The sequence below is a fragment of the Phyllobacterium sp. A18/5-2 genome (assembly GCF_025452215.1).
GTDB classification, from domain to species: Bacteria; Pseudomonadota; Alphaproteobacteria; order Rhizobiales; family Rhizobiaceae; genus Phyllobacterium; species Phyllobacterium sophorae.
Map to the genome: position 1 here is coordinate 1,787,010 of NZ_CP104966.1, position 16,359 is coordinate 1,803,368.

The 16,359-nt window shown below is 59.0% G+C and carries 16 protein-coding genes, 2 pseudogenes and 1 riboswitch; of the genes and pseudogenes, 16 read left to right on the forward strand and 2 right to left on the reverse strand.

The features are described 5' to 3' along the window. The first annotated feature begins 16 nt into the window (after positions 1-16). The 7 genes from N8E89_RS08795 (at position 17) to thiD (ending at position 6,398) form a co-directional block, all read left to right on the forward strand. The gene (locus N8E89_RS08795; RefSeq protein ID WP_106662531.1) at positions 17-1,084 is read left to right on the forward strand and encodes an ABC transporter permease; all 1,068 of its coding nucleotides are present in this window, start codon (positions 17-19) and stop codon (positions 1,082-1,084) included. Then, positions 1,081-2,010, forward strand: a complete 930-nt coding sequence (gene nikC / locus N8E89_RS08800) for a nickel transporter permease (protein ID WP_106662532.1) — start codon at positions 1,081-1,083, stop codon at positions 2,008-2,010. Before N8E89_RS08795 ends, nikC begins: the two co-directional genes overlap by 4 nt. Then, positions 2,007-2,840, forward strand: a complete 834-nt coding sequence (locus tag N8E89_RS08805; RefSeq protein ID WP_106662533.1) for an ABC transporter ATP-binding protein — start codon at positions 2,007-2,009, stop codon at positions 2,838-2,840. The genes nikC and N8E89_RS08805 overlap by 4 nt, the downstream gene beginning before the upstream one ends. Beyond that, a complete protein-coding gene (locus N8E89_RS08810) occupies positions 2,840-3,595 on the forward strand; it encodes an ABC transporter ATP-binding protein (protein ID WP_262261870.1) in 756 nt (251 codons plus the stop codon). The genes N8E89_RS08805 and N8E89_RS08810 overlap by 1 nt, the downstream gene beginning before the upstream one ends. Before the next feature lie 150 nt (positions 3,596-3,745). Next, a complete protein-coding gene (locus tag N8E89_RS08815) occupies positions 3,746-4,699 on the forward strand; it encodes a TadE/TadG family type IV pilus assembly protein (RefSeq protein ID WP_113172436.1) in 954 nt (317 codons plus the stop codon). 55 nt (positions 4,700-4,754) lie between these two features. Continuing rightward, positions 4,755-4,857: riboswitch (TPP riboswitch) on the forward strand. A 66-nt stretch (positions 4,858-4,923) separates the two neighbouring features. Further along, positions 4,924-5,589, forward strand: a complete 666-nt coding sequence (gene thiE, locus N8E89_RS08820; RefSeq protein ID WP_113172435.1) for a thiamine phosphate synthase — start codon at positions 4,924-4,926, stop codon at positions 5,587-5,589. After that, entirely contained in the window at positions 5,586-6,398 is an 813-nt protein-coding gene (gene thiD, locus N8E89_RS08825) for a bifunctional hydroxymethylpyrimidine kinase/phosphomethylpyrimidine kinase (RefSeq protein WP_262261746.1), read from the forward strand. The genes thiE and thiD overlap by 4 nt, the downstream gene beginning before the upstream one ends. Here the strand turns inward: thiD and N8E89_RS29285 are convergent. Further along, positions 6,328-7,092 carry a transglycosylase SLT domain-containing protein gene (locus tag N8E89_RS29285; RefSeq protein ID WP_410010349.1) on the reverse strand — a complete coding sequence of 255 codons (765 nt, stop codon included), beginning with the start codon at positions 7,090-7,092 and terminating at the stop codon, positions 6,328-6,330. The genes thiD and N8E89_RS29285 overlap by 71 nt on opposite strands. 231 nt (positions 7,093-7,323) lie before the next feature. On the opposite strand from N8E89_RS29285, the pseudogene N8E89_RS08835 reads away from it, so the two are divergent. From N8E89_RS08835 to N8E89_RS08875, 9 genes and pseudogenes are all read left to right on the forward strand, one after another. Continuing rightward, a pseudogene (locus tag N8E89_RS08835) lies at positions 7,324-8,075 on the forward strand (FadR/GntR family transcriptional regulator). A gap of 24 nt (positions 8,076-8,099) precedes the next feature. Continuing rightward, positions 8,100-9,077, forward strand: a complete 978-nt coding sequence (locus N8E89_RS08840; protein ID WP_106662540.1) for a sialic acid TRAP transporter substrate-binding protein SiaP — start codon at positions 8,100-8,102, stop codon at positions 9,075-9,077. Positions 9,078-9,143: 66 nt separating this feature from the next. Further along, positions 9,144-9,716: a TRAP transporter small permease gene (locus N8E89_RS08845; protein ID WP_262261747.1), complete on the forward strand. Its 573-nt coding sequence runs from the start codon at positions 9,144-9,146 to the stop codon at positions 9,714-9,716. 3 nt (positions 9,717-9,719) lie between these two features. After that, the gene (locus tag N8E89_RS08850) at positions 9,720-11,126 is read left to right on the forward strand and encodes a TRAP transporter large permease (RefSeq protein ID WP_106662542.1); all 1,407 of its coding nucleotides are present in this window, start codon (positions 9,720-9,722) and stop codon (positions 11,124-11,126) included. Further along, positions 11,123-12,169, forward strand: a complete 1,047-nt coding sequence (locus tag N8E89_RS08855) for an L-idonate 5-dehydrogenase (protein ID WP_113172430.1) — start codon at positions 11,123-11,125, stop codon at positions 12,167-12,169. The genes N8E89_RS08850 and N8E89_RS08855 overlap by 4 nt, the downstream gene beginning before the upstream one ends. 213 nt (positions 12,170-12,382) lie before the next feature. After that, positions 12,383-13,202: pseudogene (locus tag N8E89_RS08860) on the forward strand (D-alanyl-D-alanine carboxypeptidase family protein). Positions 13,203-13,302: 100 nt separating this feature from the next. Beyond that, on the forward strand, positions 13,303-13,806 hold the full coding sequence (locus tag N8E89_RS08865; protein ID WP_262261748.1) for a hypothetical protein: 504 nt from the start codon (positions 13,303-13,305) through the stop codon (positions 13,804-13,806). An 84-nt stretch (positions 13,807-13,890) separates the two neighbouring features. Next, the gene (locus tag N8E89_RS08870; RefSeq protein ID WP_262261749.1) at positions 13,891-14,397 is read left to right on the forward strand and encodes a hypothetical protein; all 507 of its coding nucleotides are present in this window, start codon (positions 13,891-13,893) and stop codon (positions 14,395-14,397) included. Between the two features lie 88 nt (positions 14,398-14,485). Continuing rightward, a complete protein-coding gene (locus N8E89_RS08875; RefSeq protein ID WP_262261750.1) occupies positions 14,486-15,055 on the forward strand; it encodes a hypothetical protein in 570 nt (189 codons plus the stop codon). Here N8E89_RS08875 and N8E89_RS08880 read toward each other — a convergent pair. After that, a complete protein-coding gene (locus N8E89_RS08880) occupies positions 15,028-16,356 on the reverse strand; it encodes a hypothetical protein (protein WP_262261751.1) in 1,329 nt (442 codons plus the stop codon). The genes N8E89_RS08875 and N8E89_RS08880 overlap by 28 nt on opposite strands. Between the last annotated feature and the right edge of the window lie 3 nt (positions 16,357-16,359).

The following is a 16,359-nucleotide window of genomic DNA, read 5'->3' on the forward strand; positions in this document are numbered from 1 at the left end:
CCCGAGAGTTGATCATATGAGCAGCACCGAATCACGATTGGAGTCCAGGCGATCAGGCGCCTGGGCCTCCAGCCTCCTTTGGGCTATCGGCAGGTTCCTGCTGATTGGCGCCATCACATTCCTGGGGCTTCTTGCCGTCACGTTCTTCATTGGGCGGGTCATCCCGATCGATCCGGCACTGGCCATCGTCGGCGACCGGGCTCCCGCCCATGTGGTCGAGCGGGTGCGTGAGGAATATGGCCTCAACTTGCCAATATACCAGCAGTTCGTCATCTATATAAAAGACGCATTGCAGGGCAATTTCGGTAATTCGGTGCTGACCACCAACCCGGTCATGACAGATATCAGGCGGGTGTTTCCCGCCACCATGGAGCTGGCCACGTTCGGGACGCTCCTCGGTGCCGTGTTCGGTGTGCCGCTCGGCGTGCTGGCAGCGGTCAAGCGCGGCAGCATCATCGATCAGATCGTCCGCATCATCGGCCTGATTGGCTATTCGGTGCCGATTTTCTGGCTGGGCTTGCTGGCACTGCTGGTATTCTACGCAAAGCTTGGCTGGACCTCCGGCCCGGGCCGTATCGATGTGGTCTACGAGTACACATTTACTCCGATAACGGGCTTTTACCTGCTCGACGCGATCCTGCAGCGCAACTGGGATGCGTTCTGGAATATTTTCAGCTTCATCATCCTTCCTGCCTCGCTGCTCGGCTATTTCTCGCTTGCCTATATCAGCCGCATGACGCGCTCGTTCATGCTTAACGAGCTGGAGCAGGAATATATTGTCGCCGCCCGCGCCAAGGGCCTGTCGGAAACCCGCATCATCTGGGGCCACGCGCTGCGCAATGCGGCTGTTCCCTTGGTGACGGTAATCGCGCTGTCCTATGCCGGGCTGCTGGAAGGATCCGTCCTGACGGAGACGGTTTTCTCCTGGCCGGGCCTCGGCATGTATATCACCAATTCGCTGCAGAACGCCGACATGAATGCGGTGCTGGGCGGAACCATCATCATCGGCACGGTCTTCGTTGCCATCAATCTGTTGTCCGATGTTCTGTATCGGGCGCTTGACCCACGGACACGCGCACGATGAGTGAACTTAGCCCCGCACGTCCCCTTTCTCGCCGCGAATGGCTGATGAGCGACCGGCCGCAATCGCGCATGCAGGCAAGGCTTGGCCGCGCCTATCTGGTCTGGAGCCGCTTTGCCAGCAACCGGCTGGCGGTGGTCGGTCTCGCCATCATCATCGCGCTGCTGCTGGTTGCGGCTTTCGCCGACGTGCTTGCCCCGCACTCGCCGGTTGCGGGCGATCTGCGCAATGCCCGCCTGCTGCCGCCGGGTGGCCTGTATCTCCTCGGAACGGACGATCAGGGCCGGGATATTCTCTCGCGGCTGATCTACGGCTCGCGCCTGACGCTCTATGTTGTCATCCTTGTCGCTATCATCGCCGCACCCATCGGCCTGCTTGTGGGAACGATCGCTGGCTATGCCGGAGGCTGGGTCGACTCCATATTGATGCGCATTACCGACATTTTTCTCGCCTTTCCCAAACTCATTCTGGCGCTTGCCTTTGTGGCTGCGCTTGGACCCGGCATCGAAAATGCGGTCATTGCCATCGCCATCACCTCTTGGCCGCCCTATGCGCGCATAGCACGGGCCGAGACGCTGACGGTACGCAATTCCGACTATATCGCAGCCGTGCAGCTTATGGGCGCCTCGCCGACACGCATTGTGCTGCGCCATATCATGCCGCTGTGCCTGTCCTCGCTGATCGTGCGGGTGACGCTCGACATGGCCGGCATCATCCTGACGGCCGCGGGACTTGGCTTCCTCGGCCTCGGTGCGCAGCCGCCATTGCCGGAATGGGGCGCAATGATCGCCTCGGGCCGCCGCTTCATCATGGATCAGTGGTGGGTCGCCGCCATGCCGGGCTTTGCCATCCTGATCGTCAGTCTCGGCTTCAATCTTCTGGGCGACGGCCTGCGCGATGCGCTGGATCCGCGAGGCAGCAGCCAATGAGCACGATGCTGACCGTCGAGGACCTTCGGGTCCAGTTTCCCACGCGCACGGGCACGGTCGATGCGGTGCGCGGTGTCTCGTTTACACTTGGCCGCGAGCGTCTTGGCATTGTCGGCGAGTCCGGCTCCGGCAAGTCGCAGACGGGGCGCGCGATCATGGGCTTGACGCCGCCGCATGCCAGGATCACCGCCAAGACGCTGAATTTCGATGGTATCGATCTCCAGACTGCCTCGGTGAGGCAGCGGCGGGCACTGCGCGGCAATCGCATTGCCATGATCCTGCAGGATCCCAAATACTCGCTCAACCCGGTCATGAGCATCGGCAGGCAGATCGTCGAGACGCTGCGCACGCACGAGAAGGTGAGCAAGAGTGCGGCGCGCCAGCGCGCGCTCGACATGCTTGCCGCCGTGCAGATCCGCGATCCGGAACGGGTCTATGATCTGCACCCGCACGAGGTCTCCGGCGGCATGGGCCAGCGTGCGATGATCGCCATGATGCTGATTACCGGGCCCGAACTCCTGATCGCGGACGAGCCGACTTCCGCGCTTGATGTTACCGTGCAGCTCGACGTGCTGCGCATTCTCGACAATCTGGTGCGCGACCGCGGCATGGGCCTGATCTTCATCTCGCATGATCTGCGGCTGGTCTCGTCGTTCTGTGACAGGGTCATCGTCATGTATGCCGGGCGAATCGTCGAGGAGATCGCCGCGACGGACCTGCACAAGGCGAAGCATCCGTATACGCAAGGCCTGCTCAACTGCATGCCGCAGATCGACAATGACCGGCATCCGCTGCCGGTACTCGACCGCAAGCCGGAGTGGGCCACATGATGAGAGCTTTGGTCACCGAAAATCTCGAAGTGGTGTTCAACCGGTTTCGTGCCCTTCGCGGTGTGAGCCTTGAGGTATCGCCGGGCGAATCATTCGGTCTTGTCGGAGAGTCCGGTTCAGGAAAGTCCACGCTCCTGCGCGCCGTCGCCGGTCTCGCGCCGGTGAGCGGCGGGACGATTACCGTCAACGGCAAAACGCTCGGCTCGAAGCGGACCAAGGCGTTCTACCGTGAAGTGCAGATGGTGTTCCAGGACCCCTACGGTTCGCTGCATCCGCGCCAGACGGTGGACCGGCTGCTGCTGGAGCCGCTGGCCGTTCATGGCTTCGGCGATATTGAAAAGCGCATCCTGCGCGCGCTGGATGAAGTGGGGCTCGGGTCGAGTTTCCGTTTCCGCTATTCGCACCAGCTTTCCGGCGGGCAGCGCCAGCGCGTGGCCATTGCCCGGGCGCTGATCCTGGAACCGTCGATCCTGCTGCTCGATGAGCCCACCTCGGCGCTCGATGCGTCAGTGCAGGCGGAGGTATTGAATTTGCTTGAGCAAATCCGCCGCGACCGGAAGCTGACATTCCTCATGGTCAGCCACGATCTCGCGGTCGTCACCCATATGTGCGACCGGCTGATGGTGATGCAAAATGGCGCCGAAGTCGAACGCCTGACTGCAGCCGAGCTTGCCATGCGCAAGGTGACGCAGGACTACACGCGCAACCTGCTGATTGCCAGCCAGGGATTTGTCCGGCCGGACGTGCGGCTCTAGGGCAGAAACGTTCATCTGATTTTTACCATGCTGGAAGTGAGTCCGCGGATTTCGACCATCCGGCGCGGAATAATGAAAATCTGAATGAATTTTCTAAGCCGGCATTTACGCCATGGAATCAATGGTTCCACTCAACGACTGGAGTGGGACATGAAGCGTATTCGAGATTTCCTGAGAGACCGCAGCGGGGCGACGGCCGTTACATTCACTTTGCTGCTGGTACCAATTATGGGAATGACCGGCCTTGCCGTTGATTACAGCCGCGCCAGCAACGACCGGTCGCGATTGCAGAACGCTGCCGATGCCGCCGCCCTGGCCGGCGCTTCGATCTTCACCGGCGCGAACTCGGCAGCGGCGGAAGCCCGTGCCCGTGCCTATCTTCAGGCCAATCTCGGTGACGAGGCCGATGGTGTGACAGTGAATTTCAACGCTTCCAATCAGAAGGTAAGCGTTACGATCGGGGGCCAGACCAACACGCTGTTCATGCATCTGTTGAACCAGGACAAGGTCGATATTGCGGTCAATGCGACGGCATTGGCGCCGTTGAAGCCCTCTGAAGCAACCATCGACATTGACAAGGTTTATGGCTGGTACTTCAAGAAAGTTTCCATTGTCGTTGTGCGACCCGGAGGAACGACAGAAGACACTGTCGGAACGGTAACCTATACGGCTAAGGACCACAGTTATGAGAACGGCCGTGGAAACGGAACGATTGTCAAGGTTCCAGCAACAGGAAGCATCAAACTCGGAGAATATGAAAAGCTGTTCTTAAAAATGGACATAAAGTTTGATGGATGTGACATTGGTTATTACAATTCATCGAATACGAGTATCGTAAAGTGCAAAGCATCAAGCGATAACGCGTACAAGAAATATAATAAGACATTAAAATCAAATGATAAAGCGACGGTAAACCATCTCTTTGTAAACGGCACCCAACTTCCCCTAGGTTCCACCCCGCCGCTGGACGTATTGTTCGACTGCAGTGAAAAGCAGTATCATGCGTGGGAAGATGGTGGTGGTTTTGCGAAGCAGGACTTCTTTTACTACATAACCGCCGCCTGCAAATCCGTTGATGGCGAGAATGTTCGCTTGACCCACTAAATGGACGTCCATCCGGCGGCGCAATTGACTTTGATCTTGCCCCGCTCCATCATGACTTCATTCCGAGGGGGGCACTGTACAGTGCTGAGATGGCGTCGAGCTGGACCCTTGAACCTGATCCGGGTTATGCCGGCGTAGGAACGGGAATTGAGCCTTCTTCGCGCACTCTGCCTTGTCTTCGCACATATCCGGATCTCCAACCTGTTCATGATGGAGTCCAGACTGTGCGACCAAAAGTAGATTTCCGGCTGAATGCCATCGTCGATCTCGACGCGATCGGCGGCGACAAGGACCTTGGCGCACTTGCGCTTGCGGCCGCCCGCGGCGGCGCGACGATCATCCAGTACCGCGACAAGAATTCGCCGACCCGGTTGATGGTGGAGCGCGCACGGACAATCCATAGCGCGTTGAAGGACACGGGCGTGCCGCTGGTCGTCAATGATCGCATCGATGTGGCGCTTGCCGCCGGTGCCGAGGGCGTGCATATCGGCCGCGAGGACATGCCGGTCCGCGATGCGCGGCTACTGCTCGGCCCGGATGCAATCATTGGCCTGACCGTGAAAAACGAGGCCGATGCGCTGGCAGCAACGACAAGCGATATCGACTATGCCTGCATTGGCGGGTTGTTCGAGACGCTGTGCAAGGCAAATCCCGATGGTCCGATTGGCTTCGACGGCTTCAGCCGCTTGGCGCCAATCATTCGGGCTGTGAAACCAGACCTGCCGGTTGGAGCAATTGCGGGGATTGATCTCGCGCGCACGCCGCCTGCCATTGCTGCCGGAGCGGATGGCGTTGCAGTGATTTCGGCGATTTTCCGGCAAGCCGACCCGAACGGCGCTGCGGCGGCCCTGCGCTCCGTGGTCGATGCAGCGTTGCAGGCACGGGCATGACCGCCATTGCCCTGACCATCGCCGGGTCCGACAGCGGCGGCGGGGCAGGCATTCAGGCGGATCTGAAGACCTTCTCGGCACTTGGCGTCTACGGCACCAGCGTTCTCACCGCCGTCACCGCGCAGAACACGCGCGGGGTCACCGCCATCGAAAATCTGTCACCCGGTATTGTCCGCGCCCAGATCGATGCCGTGCTGTCGGATATCGATGTGAAGGCGATCAAGATCGGCATGGTATCGACGCCGGAGGCCATCGAGACCATTGCTGCGTCATTGCAGCATTGGGGCCGCAGGGCGGTGCTTGATCCAGTGATGGTGGCGACATCGGGCGACCGCCTGTTGCAGCCGGAGGCGGTCGAGGCTCTGCGTCAGCTGCTACTGCCACTCGCTGTGGTAGTGACACCCAATCTGCCTGAAGCGGCATTGCTGACGGGGCAGCCGATCGCTGACGGCGAGGCCCAGATGGCACGGCAGGCGGAGCTCCTTCTGGCGCTTGGCCCCTCGGCGGTGCTGATCAAGGGCGGTCACTCAAAAGGCGAGTATAGCACCGACCTGCTGTTTGACGGCGTGACCATGCAGCGCTTTTCCCACCCGCGCATCGCGACAAGTCATGATCACGGTACGGGCTGCACGCTCGCCGCGGCGATGACCGCGGGGCTCGCGAAAGGATCAGATTTGCACGACGCGGCGGAGCAAGCGAAGGACTACCTGACGGCAGCAATGGCTGCTGCAGGGAATCTCAGAGTGGGGCAGGGACGCGGGCCCGTGCACCATTTTTACCGGTGGTGGCCGACGGCGCAGCCGTCATGATGTCTTGCCGTTCGAATGGCAGAGGGACCACCGAGGGAAGCACGACGCGCTCCTCGGCAAAGGCGAGCTGGGTTGGTTCCGAAAGCGCCGTTGTTGCTGCAGCGGGACCGGCGGCTGCTATCGAAGGCGCAGCAGCGAAAGCAACGGGAGCTGGATCGACAGGCGCCGAATCCGGCTCCAGCACACTCAAAAGACCCTTGCGCTTGGCCTGATAGTAGTAGCCGCGGGAATAGAGCCGCACGGCCTGATCGGGATTGCTGTCAGCAACCTTATAGGCGCCCGCCAGGTACTTCACGCCATATTTGAGGTTGGTTTCGGCATCGAGCAAATCCTTGGCGCTGCCATCATGGCCGAGGCCCCGCGCTGTTGCGGGCAATAGCTGCATCAGGCCCCAATATGGGCCGTTGCGTGCACCGGGATTGAAGCTGCTTTCGCGCTTGACCACACGGCGCACGAGCGATTCCGGTACGGCATAGGCAACAGAGTATTTCGAGATCAGACCATCGACCGATTTGTTCGAGGATTGGGCTGCAGGTTTGTTCTCCGAGGCAGCGCTTGCGACGCGCGGTGATGGCTCGGGAATAGGAGCGGACGCTGCATTGGGCAGTTTCGGATCGGTTGTCGTGCAAGCGCCGAGAGCAAGAGCCAGGGTCAGGCAAGCGAAGGCGCGCAGCAATCGAGTTTCAAGCAGCATTTGTCACCGGTTCGAAGGGCGGATGTTCAATGGTTGGTTCCTCATAGCTTGTTCGGGGTCATCTGCGGCAATCACTTTCCAATACGGATTGTTACAATCGTCCCATCGATGGTTGTGGGTGTGTTTCCCGCATGGGTTGACTCCAGCATATATATCAATGTATCAGTTAGATATTGGTAAGGCCAGTTTACCAGTCTAGCGCGGAAAGGGAGTGCCGTGCGGGGAGGATCCATGTTCGCAGCCATTCAGCCGCGCCGGCTATACCGGCAGGTGGCAGACCAGATACGCACACTGATCGAGGGCGGCAAATTTGCCGTTGGCGAGCGGTTGCCGGGAGAGCGCGAACTGGCCGAGGAGCTTGGCGTATCCCGTCCGACAATCCGTGAAGCGCTGATTGCGCTCGAGGTGGAGGGGCTTGTGCATATCCGCATGGGTTCCGGCATCTACGTCACGGGCCAGCAGCGTGAAAAGCCTGCGCTGGCACCGGCCGACGATCTGGAGGGACCGTTCGAACTCCTGCGCGCGCGATCGCTCATCGAAAGTGTGCAATCGCCGAGGAAGCCGCAACGGTCGTGACGCCCGATCACATCGAATCGATGGACGCGGTGCTGACAAAGATGGCCCAAACATTCAACAGTCCGCGCACGTCCATTGCGCTCGATCGGACCTTTCACACGACGATTGCCAACATCATCGAAAACTCGGCGCTCAACCGCTTTGTCGGTGAGCTCTTCGACCAGCGCATGACGCCGTATTTCGAAAAGCTGGCCAGCTATTTCGAAAGCCCTGCCTCATGGCGAGAGGCATTCGAGGAGCACCGGGCCATTCGCGATGCTATCGCTTCCGGCGATCCGGGACGCGCCAAGGAAGCGATGCGATATCACCTGCAACAATCGCAATTGAGATTTTCCAGAAGCTTCGATGAAGATCTGGAAAGCGATAAGGGCCGTTCTGTGAAGGGCGGCCGAAATGGAAAGATCTGAAATTCAATCTGGGAGGATAACGGTATGAAGATCAAACTCACGGCAATTCTGGGCGCGGTTGCCGCGCTCGCACTTTCGGCGGCAGCCGCTCAGGCGCAGACCGCGCTGAAGTGGGCGCATGTGTACGAGACATCCGAGCCATTTCATACGGAATCCGTATGGGCGGCAGAAGAGATCGGCAAGCGGACCGATGGCCGCTACAAGATCGACGTATTCCCGGCATCGCAGCTGGGCAAGGAAGCCGACATCAACCAGGGCCTGAAGCTGGGTACGGTCGATATCATCATTTCCGGTTCGAGCTTCGCAGCACGCGACTACAAGCCGATCGGCGTAACTTATTTCCCCTACATTTTCCGCGGGCCGGAACATCTTATCGCTTATACGAAGAGTGATGTCTTCAAGCGGCTCGCAGCCGGCTATGAGGAAAAGAGCGGCAACCACATCGCGGCCGTCAGTTATTATGGCACCCGCCAGACCACGTCGAACAAGCCCATCGCCAAGTGCGCGGATATGCAGGGCCTGAAGATACGTGTGCCTGACGTTCCGGCCTATCTCGCCATGCCGCGCGCCTGCGGTGCCAATACCACGCCCATCGCCTTCGCCGAGGTCTACCTCGCGCTGCAGAACGGCACGGTCGAGGCGCAGGAAAACCCGCTGACCACCATCGAAGCCAAGAAGTTCTTCGAGGTGCAGAAGAACATCATCCTGACCGGTCACATCGTCGATCATCTCAATACGGTGATCTCGAAGCAGCTCTGGTCGAGCCTTTCCGATGAAGACAAGAAGATCTTCAGCGACGTCATGCAAGAGGCGGCAGAAAAGACGACAAAGATCATCGCGGACAAGGAAAAGGCGCTGGTCGCGAGCTTCAAGGAACGCGGTTTGAGCGTGACCGACATCGACAAGGCCGACTTCGAAAAGAACGTCATGGAAAAGGTGAAGTTCGAAGATTTCGGCTACGACAAGTCCGACTGGGAAGCCATCCGCGCCATCAAGGAATGACTGACGATGGCCGGGCGCTCTTCTTGCCCGGCCATTTCTCCTGAGACCTGATGACCGGAGACAACCATGTCAAATGAAGTTCACACACAGATTACCGCCGAGGAAATCGCCCATTCCTTCGAAGAAGCGGCGCCTGTCGCCAATGTTGCAGATTATGCAATCGAAGACTGGCTTACACTGATCGTCTTCTGGCTGATGACAGGCTGTGTCTTTCTGCAATTTTTCACGCGCTATGTCCTGAACGACAGCTATGCCTGGACCGAGGAAATCGCCATCAATTGCCTGATCGGCGTGGTGTTTCTCGGATCGGTGATGTGTGTGCGCGTCTCCCGCCATATTCAGGTGGATGTGTTCTACCACTACATTACGGCATCCGTTGCCCGCGTCCTGTCGATCTTCGTCGATCTGGTGCGCATAGCCTTCTTCGTCTACGCCGTCTGGCTGATGTGGCGCTATGTCGACATCGTTGCCGACGAGCGCATGGTGACGGTGGATCTGCCCCGCAACATCGTTTTCTACGGTGTCCTGCTTGCATTCGTCCTGATGCTGTTTCGCGCCATTCAGGTTTTCATCAGCAATATTCGCCGCGGCTACTCCGTTCTGGAACGCCCCGAAGAATTCCAGAAGATCGAGGATTGATCGATGCTATTGCTTGTCGGAACTTTTCTCGTCCTCATGCTCGTCGGCGTGCCGGTGGCCATTTCCATGGCGGTGGCGTCCGTCCTTTACCTCGTGTTCTTCGGCGTTGCCCCCGACATCATCGTCGCGCAGCGTATGATCGCGGGCGTCGAAAGCTTCCCGCTGCTCGCCGTGCCATTCTTTATCCTGGCGGGCAATCTGATGAATTCGGCGGGCGTTACCGGCCGGATCTATTCCTTCGCCGTCGCCCTTGTCGGCTGGATGAAGGGTGGTCTGGCACAGGTCAACATTATTGGCTCGGTGATCTTCTCCGGCATGTCGGGAACAGCGCTTGCCGACGCTGCCGGTATCGGCACCATCGAGATCAAGGCGATGAAGGATCACGGCTATCCCGTGGAAGCGGCAGTCGGCGTGACCGCCGCGTCCGCAACGCTCGGCCCGATTTTCCCGCCATCGCTGCCCTTCGTCATCTACGGCATGATGGCCAATGTCTCCATCGGCGCCCTGTTCATGGCCGGCATCCTCCCGGGCGTCGTCATGACCGTGCTGATGATGGTTACCGTCGCCATCTTCGCCTACATCAAGAGGTGGGGTTCCGACGCGCCATTCAAGGTCAAGCAGCTTCTGGAAGCCTCGCTTGAAATTGTCGTGGTTTTCGCTGTTCCACTGGTCATCTATCTGCTGACCCTGACCGGCCTGTCTGTCAATGCCTCCGTCGGTATCGCACTCGTGCTCCTGCTTGCGGTCGACTGGTATTTCGACTTCTCCGCGGTCATGGCGCTGATGACGCCGGTCATCCTGATCGGCGGCATGACCATGGGCTGGTTCACGCCGACGGAAGCGGCCGTCGCAGCCGTGCTCTGGTCGCTGTTCCTCGGCCTGGTGCGTTATCGCACGATGACACTCGCGAGCCTTGCCAAGGCCAGCTTCGACACGATCGAGACCACCGCATCCGTGCTTTTCATCGTGACGGCGGCCTCCGTCTTCGCCTGGCTGCTGACAGTGAGCCAGGCGGCGCAGCTGCTGTCGACGGCCATTCTCTCGATCACCGAGAACAAATGGGTGTTCCTGATCCTGGTCAATCTGCTGATGCTGTTCGTCGGCTGCTTTCTCGATACGATCGCCGCAATCACCATCCTCGTGCCGATCCTTTTGCCGCTTGTACTGAAATTCGGTATCGACCCGGTGCATTTCGGTCTGATCATGACGTTGAACCTGATGATCGGGCTTCTTCATCCGCCACTGGGCATGGTACTATTCGTGCTGTCGCGGGTTGCCAAGCTTTCGGTCGAGCGCACAACCATGGCCATCCTGCCCTGGCTCGTTCCGCTTTTCATCGCACTGATCGCCATCACCTTCGTTCCGGCGATTACACTTTGGCTTCCAACACAATTGGGTCTGATCAAATGAGTACCAAAGGCATTGCTGCAACTCTCTTCGGCGCGGAAGATCTGCGCGTCGTCGACGTCGAACTCGGCGAGCTCCAACCCAATATGGTTCGGGTCAAGTTCGGCGCCGGAGGTATCTGCGGCTCGGACATGCATTATTTCCGCCATGCCAGAACCGGCGATTTTGTCGTCACCTCGCCGCTCATTCTCGGCCATGAGGTAGCCGGCGAGATAGTAGGGGTTGGCAGCAACGTCACCGGGCTTACCATTGGTGAACGGGTCGCGGTCAATCCGTCCCGCTGGTGCGAGCGGTGCGTCTACTGCCATGAAGGCCGCGCCAATCTTTGCGAGAACATCTATTTCATGGGCTCGGCGTCGAAGACGCCGCATATGCAGGGCGGGTTCGCCAGTGTTTTCGATGCGACTGCGGCGCAATGTGTCAAGGTACCGGCGGAGCTGTCCTTTCAGGCGGCCGCGCTGGCCGAACCCTTGGCGGTTTGCCTGCACGCGGTGCGCCGCGCGGGACATGTAAAGGGCTTCTCTACGATTGTCTTTGGCGCCGGTCCAATCGGTCTTTTGACAATGCTTGCATTGAAACACGCGGATGCGGGTTCAGTCACCATGGCCGACGTCGCAGCTGCACCGTTGAAATTTGCCGAAGAGCTTGGCGCCGATCAGATCGTCGATCTTTCGAAAGGCGAAGAGCAACTGGCTGAGCTCGCGGCGGCCACGCCATTCGACATCGCCTTCGAAATCTCCGGAACGGCGGCGGGGCTTGCCTCTGCCATCCGAACGGTACGGCGCGGCGGCACGGTGGTGCAGGTCGGCAACCTTGCCGGCGGGACAATTCCGGTCCCTGCCAATGCCGTAATGGCGAAAGAGCTCGACCTCGTCGGAACGTTCCGCTTTGGCGAAGAGTTCTTCGAGGCGGTCGAGTTGATCGTCGAAGGCAAGATCGATGTGCTCAAGCTGGTAACAGGGGAGTACAGGCTGTCCGAGGCGCCTGAAGCTTTCCGGATGGCCTTGGACAGGTCACGAAGCGTCAAGGTGGTCCTAACGGCCTAAACCTATTTGGTAACAGGACAGGGAGCGACAATTTGCTGTAGATGTTCACGCTTGGCGTAGGCGTTCAAATCGGCTAACAAGCACTGGTTAAACTGAATATTTCAACCATCCTGCGCTAGATTTTTTTATTCTTTCGCAAGTTCAGAGATCCGGAAAATAAACGTGCCGCGAGTCTATATGTCTTTATATTCACTTCCGAAAATCGTGGCATTGATGGGTTTGATCCTAGGGGTTGCAAGCGGCTGTACCACAGCGGCCACGCTTGATCCGGCCGGGGTGGTTTCTGGCCCTGTTTCCGAAAAATCAGCTTCTATCGTCGTCGATGGCAGCACCGGGGTCGTTCTCTATCAGGCGAGCGCCGATCTGCCGCGCATTCCTGCATCACTGACCAAGATGATGACGCTTTACCTCACGTTCGAGGCCCTCCAATCCGGGCGTATAACCAAGTCGACGCTGATTCCCGTGTCGGCACACGCTGCGATCGCAGGCGCCGAGCAAGCTCGGCTTCAGACCCGGTCAGACAATCGATGTCGATACGGCGATCAAGGCGATCGTGGTGAAATCGGCCAATGACGTGGCGGCAGCGCTTGCCGAATATCTGGGCGGCACGGAGGAGCAGTTCGCCGCGCTGATGACCGACAAGGCACGCCGCCTCGGTATGAGGGGCACGACGTTCCACAATGCCTCGGGTCTGCCTGATCCGCAGCAGATCACCACGGCGCGCGATATGGCGCTGCTGGGCCTCGCCCTGCGCCGGCATTATCCGCAGCAATATTATTATTTCGGGACCCAGGAATTCGTCTTCAACGGCAAGCTGGTTCGTGGTCACAACCGCGTGCTGAGCCAATTGAATGGCGCAGACGGCATCAAGACCGGTTATGTTCGGGCTTCCGGCTTCAACATTGTCACCTCCGTCAGTGACAATGGCCGCCAGCTCGTTGCTGTGGTCATGGGCGGGAATACGGCGAAGACCCGCGATGCACAGGTCGTCAGCCTGGTGAACACTTATCTACCTCAGGTTGCTTCCAGATAAATCCAAGGGTTGAAATATACCCGCTGGTCGTTGCATGGTTGGCACGATAACGACTCATTTTTGATCCGGACTACCGGCTCAAGGCGAGAAGGATCGGCTAATGTGGTCCCACGTTCTGAACCTGCGCAGTCAAGCTATCGCTTGGCTCACAGCGGGTATTGGTTCCTTCGCGGCTCTGGCGGTCGCGTTTGCACTCGGCGCATTCGAGGCTATGCCGCAGCAGCAGGATCCGCAATTCACACCCAACGAGACAGTAGATGCAGGGCAGTGGCGCATCAAGCCGCTCGGCGCCCGCGTCACCAGCGAGAAGGCGTTCGGCGTGACGCCGAAGGAGGGCCAGAAGGCCATTGTCTTCGAGGCTGAAATGACGAATCTCACGGCGAGATCATCAAAGGATTATTACGGGGTTTTCCATTTCCCGTCTGCTATCGACGCACAAGCTGAAAAGCCGATGATCTATCTTGCACGCGATATGGCGCTTCTCCCGGATTTGCATCCGGGCATGACCGAAAAAGATGGCCTATGTCTGGCTGGTGCCGGCCAATGCCGCCCCCACCGGTGCTGTCGAGTTTCTGGTGACCGCAAAGGTATACAAACCGCGTGACAATCTGACAGGCAGTCCCGGCTGGTACAACGAGCACACGGCCGGAACAGTTCGTTTCCCGGTTTCTGCACAGGCTGCACAGCAATGAAACGCAAGCTGGGAATTATACTGGTGCTTTGCTTGGCGATTGCAGTTCTCTACGGCATGCAGCGATCCAAGCCGCACTATATGGATTTGACGGGCCCGATGCCGGTGCACGGCAAGATGCATGAACCCGTGCGCACGCGGCAGTTCGATGTGACAGTTGACAATGTGGTGTTCGCTCGCGAGCTGACGCTCGACAGGTTTGGCTCCACCAAAGTGTTGACGACATCGGGATTGTGGGTGGTTGTGACCGCGCAGCTTGCCGCCACCAATGCCTCCAATGCCGTGGCGCAGGCCAGCTGGGTCGGACCGACTGGACTGCAATATGACAGCTCGGATCGTGCCGGTTATCTGCCGGGGCTGCCCCCGCATTCGCTCAATCCAGGTTTGCCGAAAACTGCGCGCTTTATCTTTGAGACCCTGCCCGATCAGGTCAATGGCGCCACGTTTGTCGTGTCGAACCAGCTCTTTCCGAGGCTGGATCTCGCAGGCACGGATCGCCATTGACGATTTCAGGAAATTCAACGATGGACAGCCTTTGATCGTCGATAGCTTCGATCTGCGCAATTCCGCAACCGTATCCGGGAACTGAGCGATGAGCGCGTTAGACGAGACAGGATCGCAGCCGGAGGGCAAGTGGCTCCGCCGCAGTCTCTGGGCACTGATTGTGCTGGCACCGCTGACATTGCTCGAGATTTCCTATGACAGTGTGAAGGAACTGGTGCGGGGCAATGATCTTTGGCCGCGGGATGTGGCGGCAAGCCAGACGGTGACATTCGGGGGCAGCAACTGGCAGTTTGCTTCGCTGAAAACGGTCGATGGCGTCAAAGCGGGCTCACTGCCGGCGGGGTCGGTTCCAGTGATTGCCCGCTTCCTTGTCGAGGTTGGCAATCCCGATCTGCAAAACCTATGGCTCGGCTGTTCGATCAAATTGGTGGATGCCAATGGTCGGTCGTGGCTGCCAGCGTCGGTCCCGGGCATGCCCTATCCGGCCGACGGCATCAAGACCTGCAGCTCGGCGGCCTTTTCCGGGGCTGAAAGCGGTGCGCGCATGGTCATCGAGGAGAACTTCCTTGTCCCTCAAGACGTGGCGGCCGAAGTGCGGCCGACGCTTGGTCTCGGCAGCGAGCGGCCATACTACTTGCGGTTTGCAGTGCCCAATTGACCATCCATGGCCGGTGCGGCGGCAACGGCATGCGCCCGCGAGGTGACCTTCCTGGTCATCGAAAATGCTGTCTCGAGAACAGCTGCGAGGAAACAGATGCGGAGCGGTTCGACTAGAATGCCGGTCGAGGAATCCTCGAAGGGGCTACCGAAAAGCAGTGACACGCCGTGAGAAATCACCTGCCAGTAATCGAGAGCCAGCGGGCCGATCAGTCGTGTGGCGCCGATCCATGCCCAGGCTGCAGCCCAGTCGATCAGGCGGTAGCCGACGATCAACGTAATGATCAGCAACAGGCCGGAGTTCAGCGTCAGCCTGACCCCATTGGCGATGGGAAGATAGCGTGAACGATAACCGCCGATGAAGTGCTCGACAAAGTCGCGCAGGAACTTCGGGATGGCTTTGTAACGCTCGCCGAAACGTTCGATGCGGTGGTGAATGCGCATGAGTTCCTTGTCGTCGCGGACATCATAGCCATAGACGAGCGCGACCATCACCAGCCAGATCACCGGCAGAAGGGCGTAGAAGAACAGTCCGATAATGGTGGTAGACACGCTGACGGAGGATTGCTCGACCGGGATGATGGTCGCGGCATGGGCAGTTGCAATTGGGGATTTGATGCTGGTCCAGAGTCCCTCGAACAGGTTGCCGATATTGCGGGTGGTCAACCAGGCCAGAAACGTGTCCTTCCATCGGCTGATCACATAGAGACCGATGAAGATCCAGTTGGTCTCGCAAACGACCACGATGATCTGCCAGAGGGAGCGGCCGGTCCTTTCCTTCATGATCTGCGCGAACTTGCGCACAACCCATGAAACCGCAACCGACAGGATAAGCCATTTGGAGTCGAGCACATCAAGCACATTGCCCGACTCTCCAAATGGCGCGTAGGACAGGGCAAGGCGCGAATATTGCCGTATCGTATCGCCGAGAAACCCCCAGGCGGCGTAGTAGGCAAAGAACGGGAGAAGCGCCACGGCGATGATCGTGGCAAGGCGGGAAAGGCCCCGCTCCGGCCTGGCGCCGTCCGCTTCCCTTTGCGCCGCTGCTTGTGCCGCGGAAATCGAGGGTAGCCCCGGCCGCACGATTTGGATCATGGAGACGGTCGTCACCAGTTGGGTAAGGGCGACAAGGGTCAGCAAGCCAAGGCCAGCGTAGTGGTTGATGAAGGCGGCCTTGACCGACAGCCACATCAGGAAGTCCGAGACAAGAAGGCCGAGGAGCACCATTGCGACCAGCTGGGGCCAGAAGCGCAACCAGAGCTGGAATGTCAGCTTGATGGGCAATGCCACTTCGGCCAGCATGAA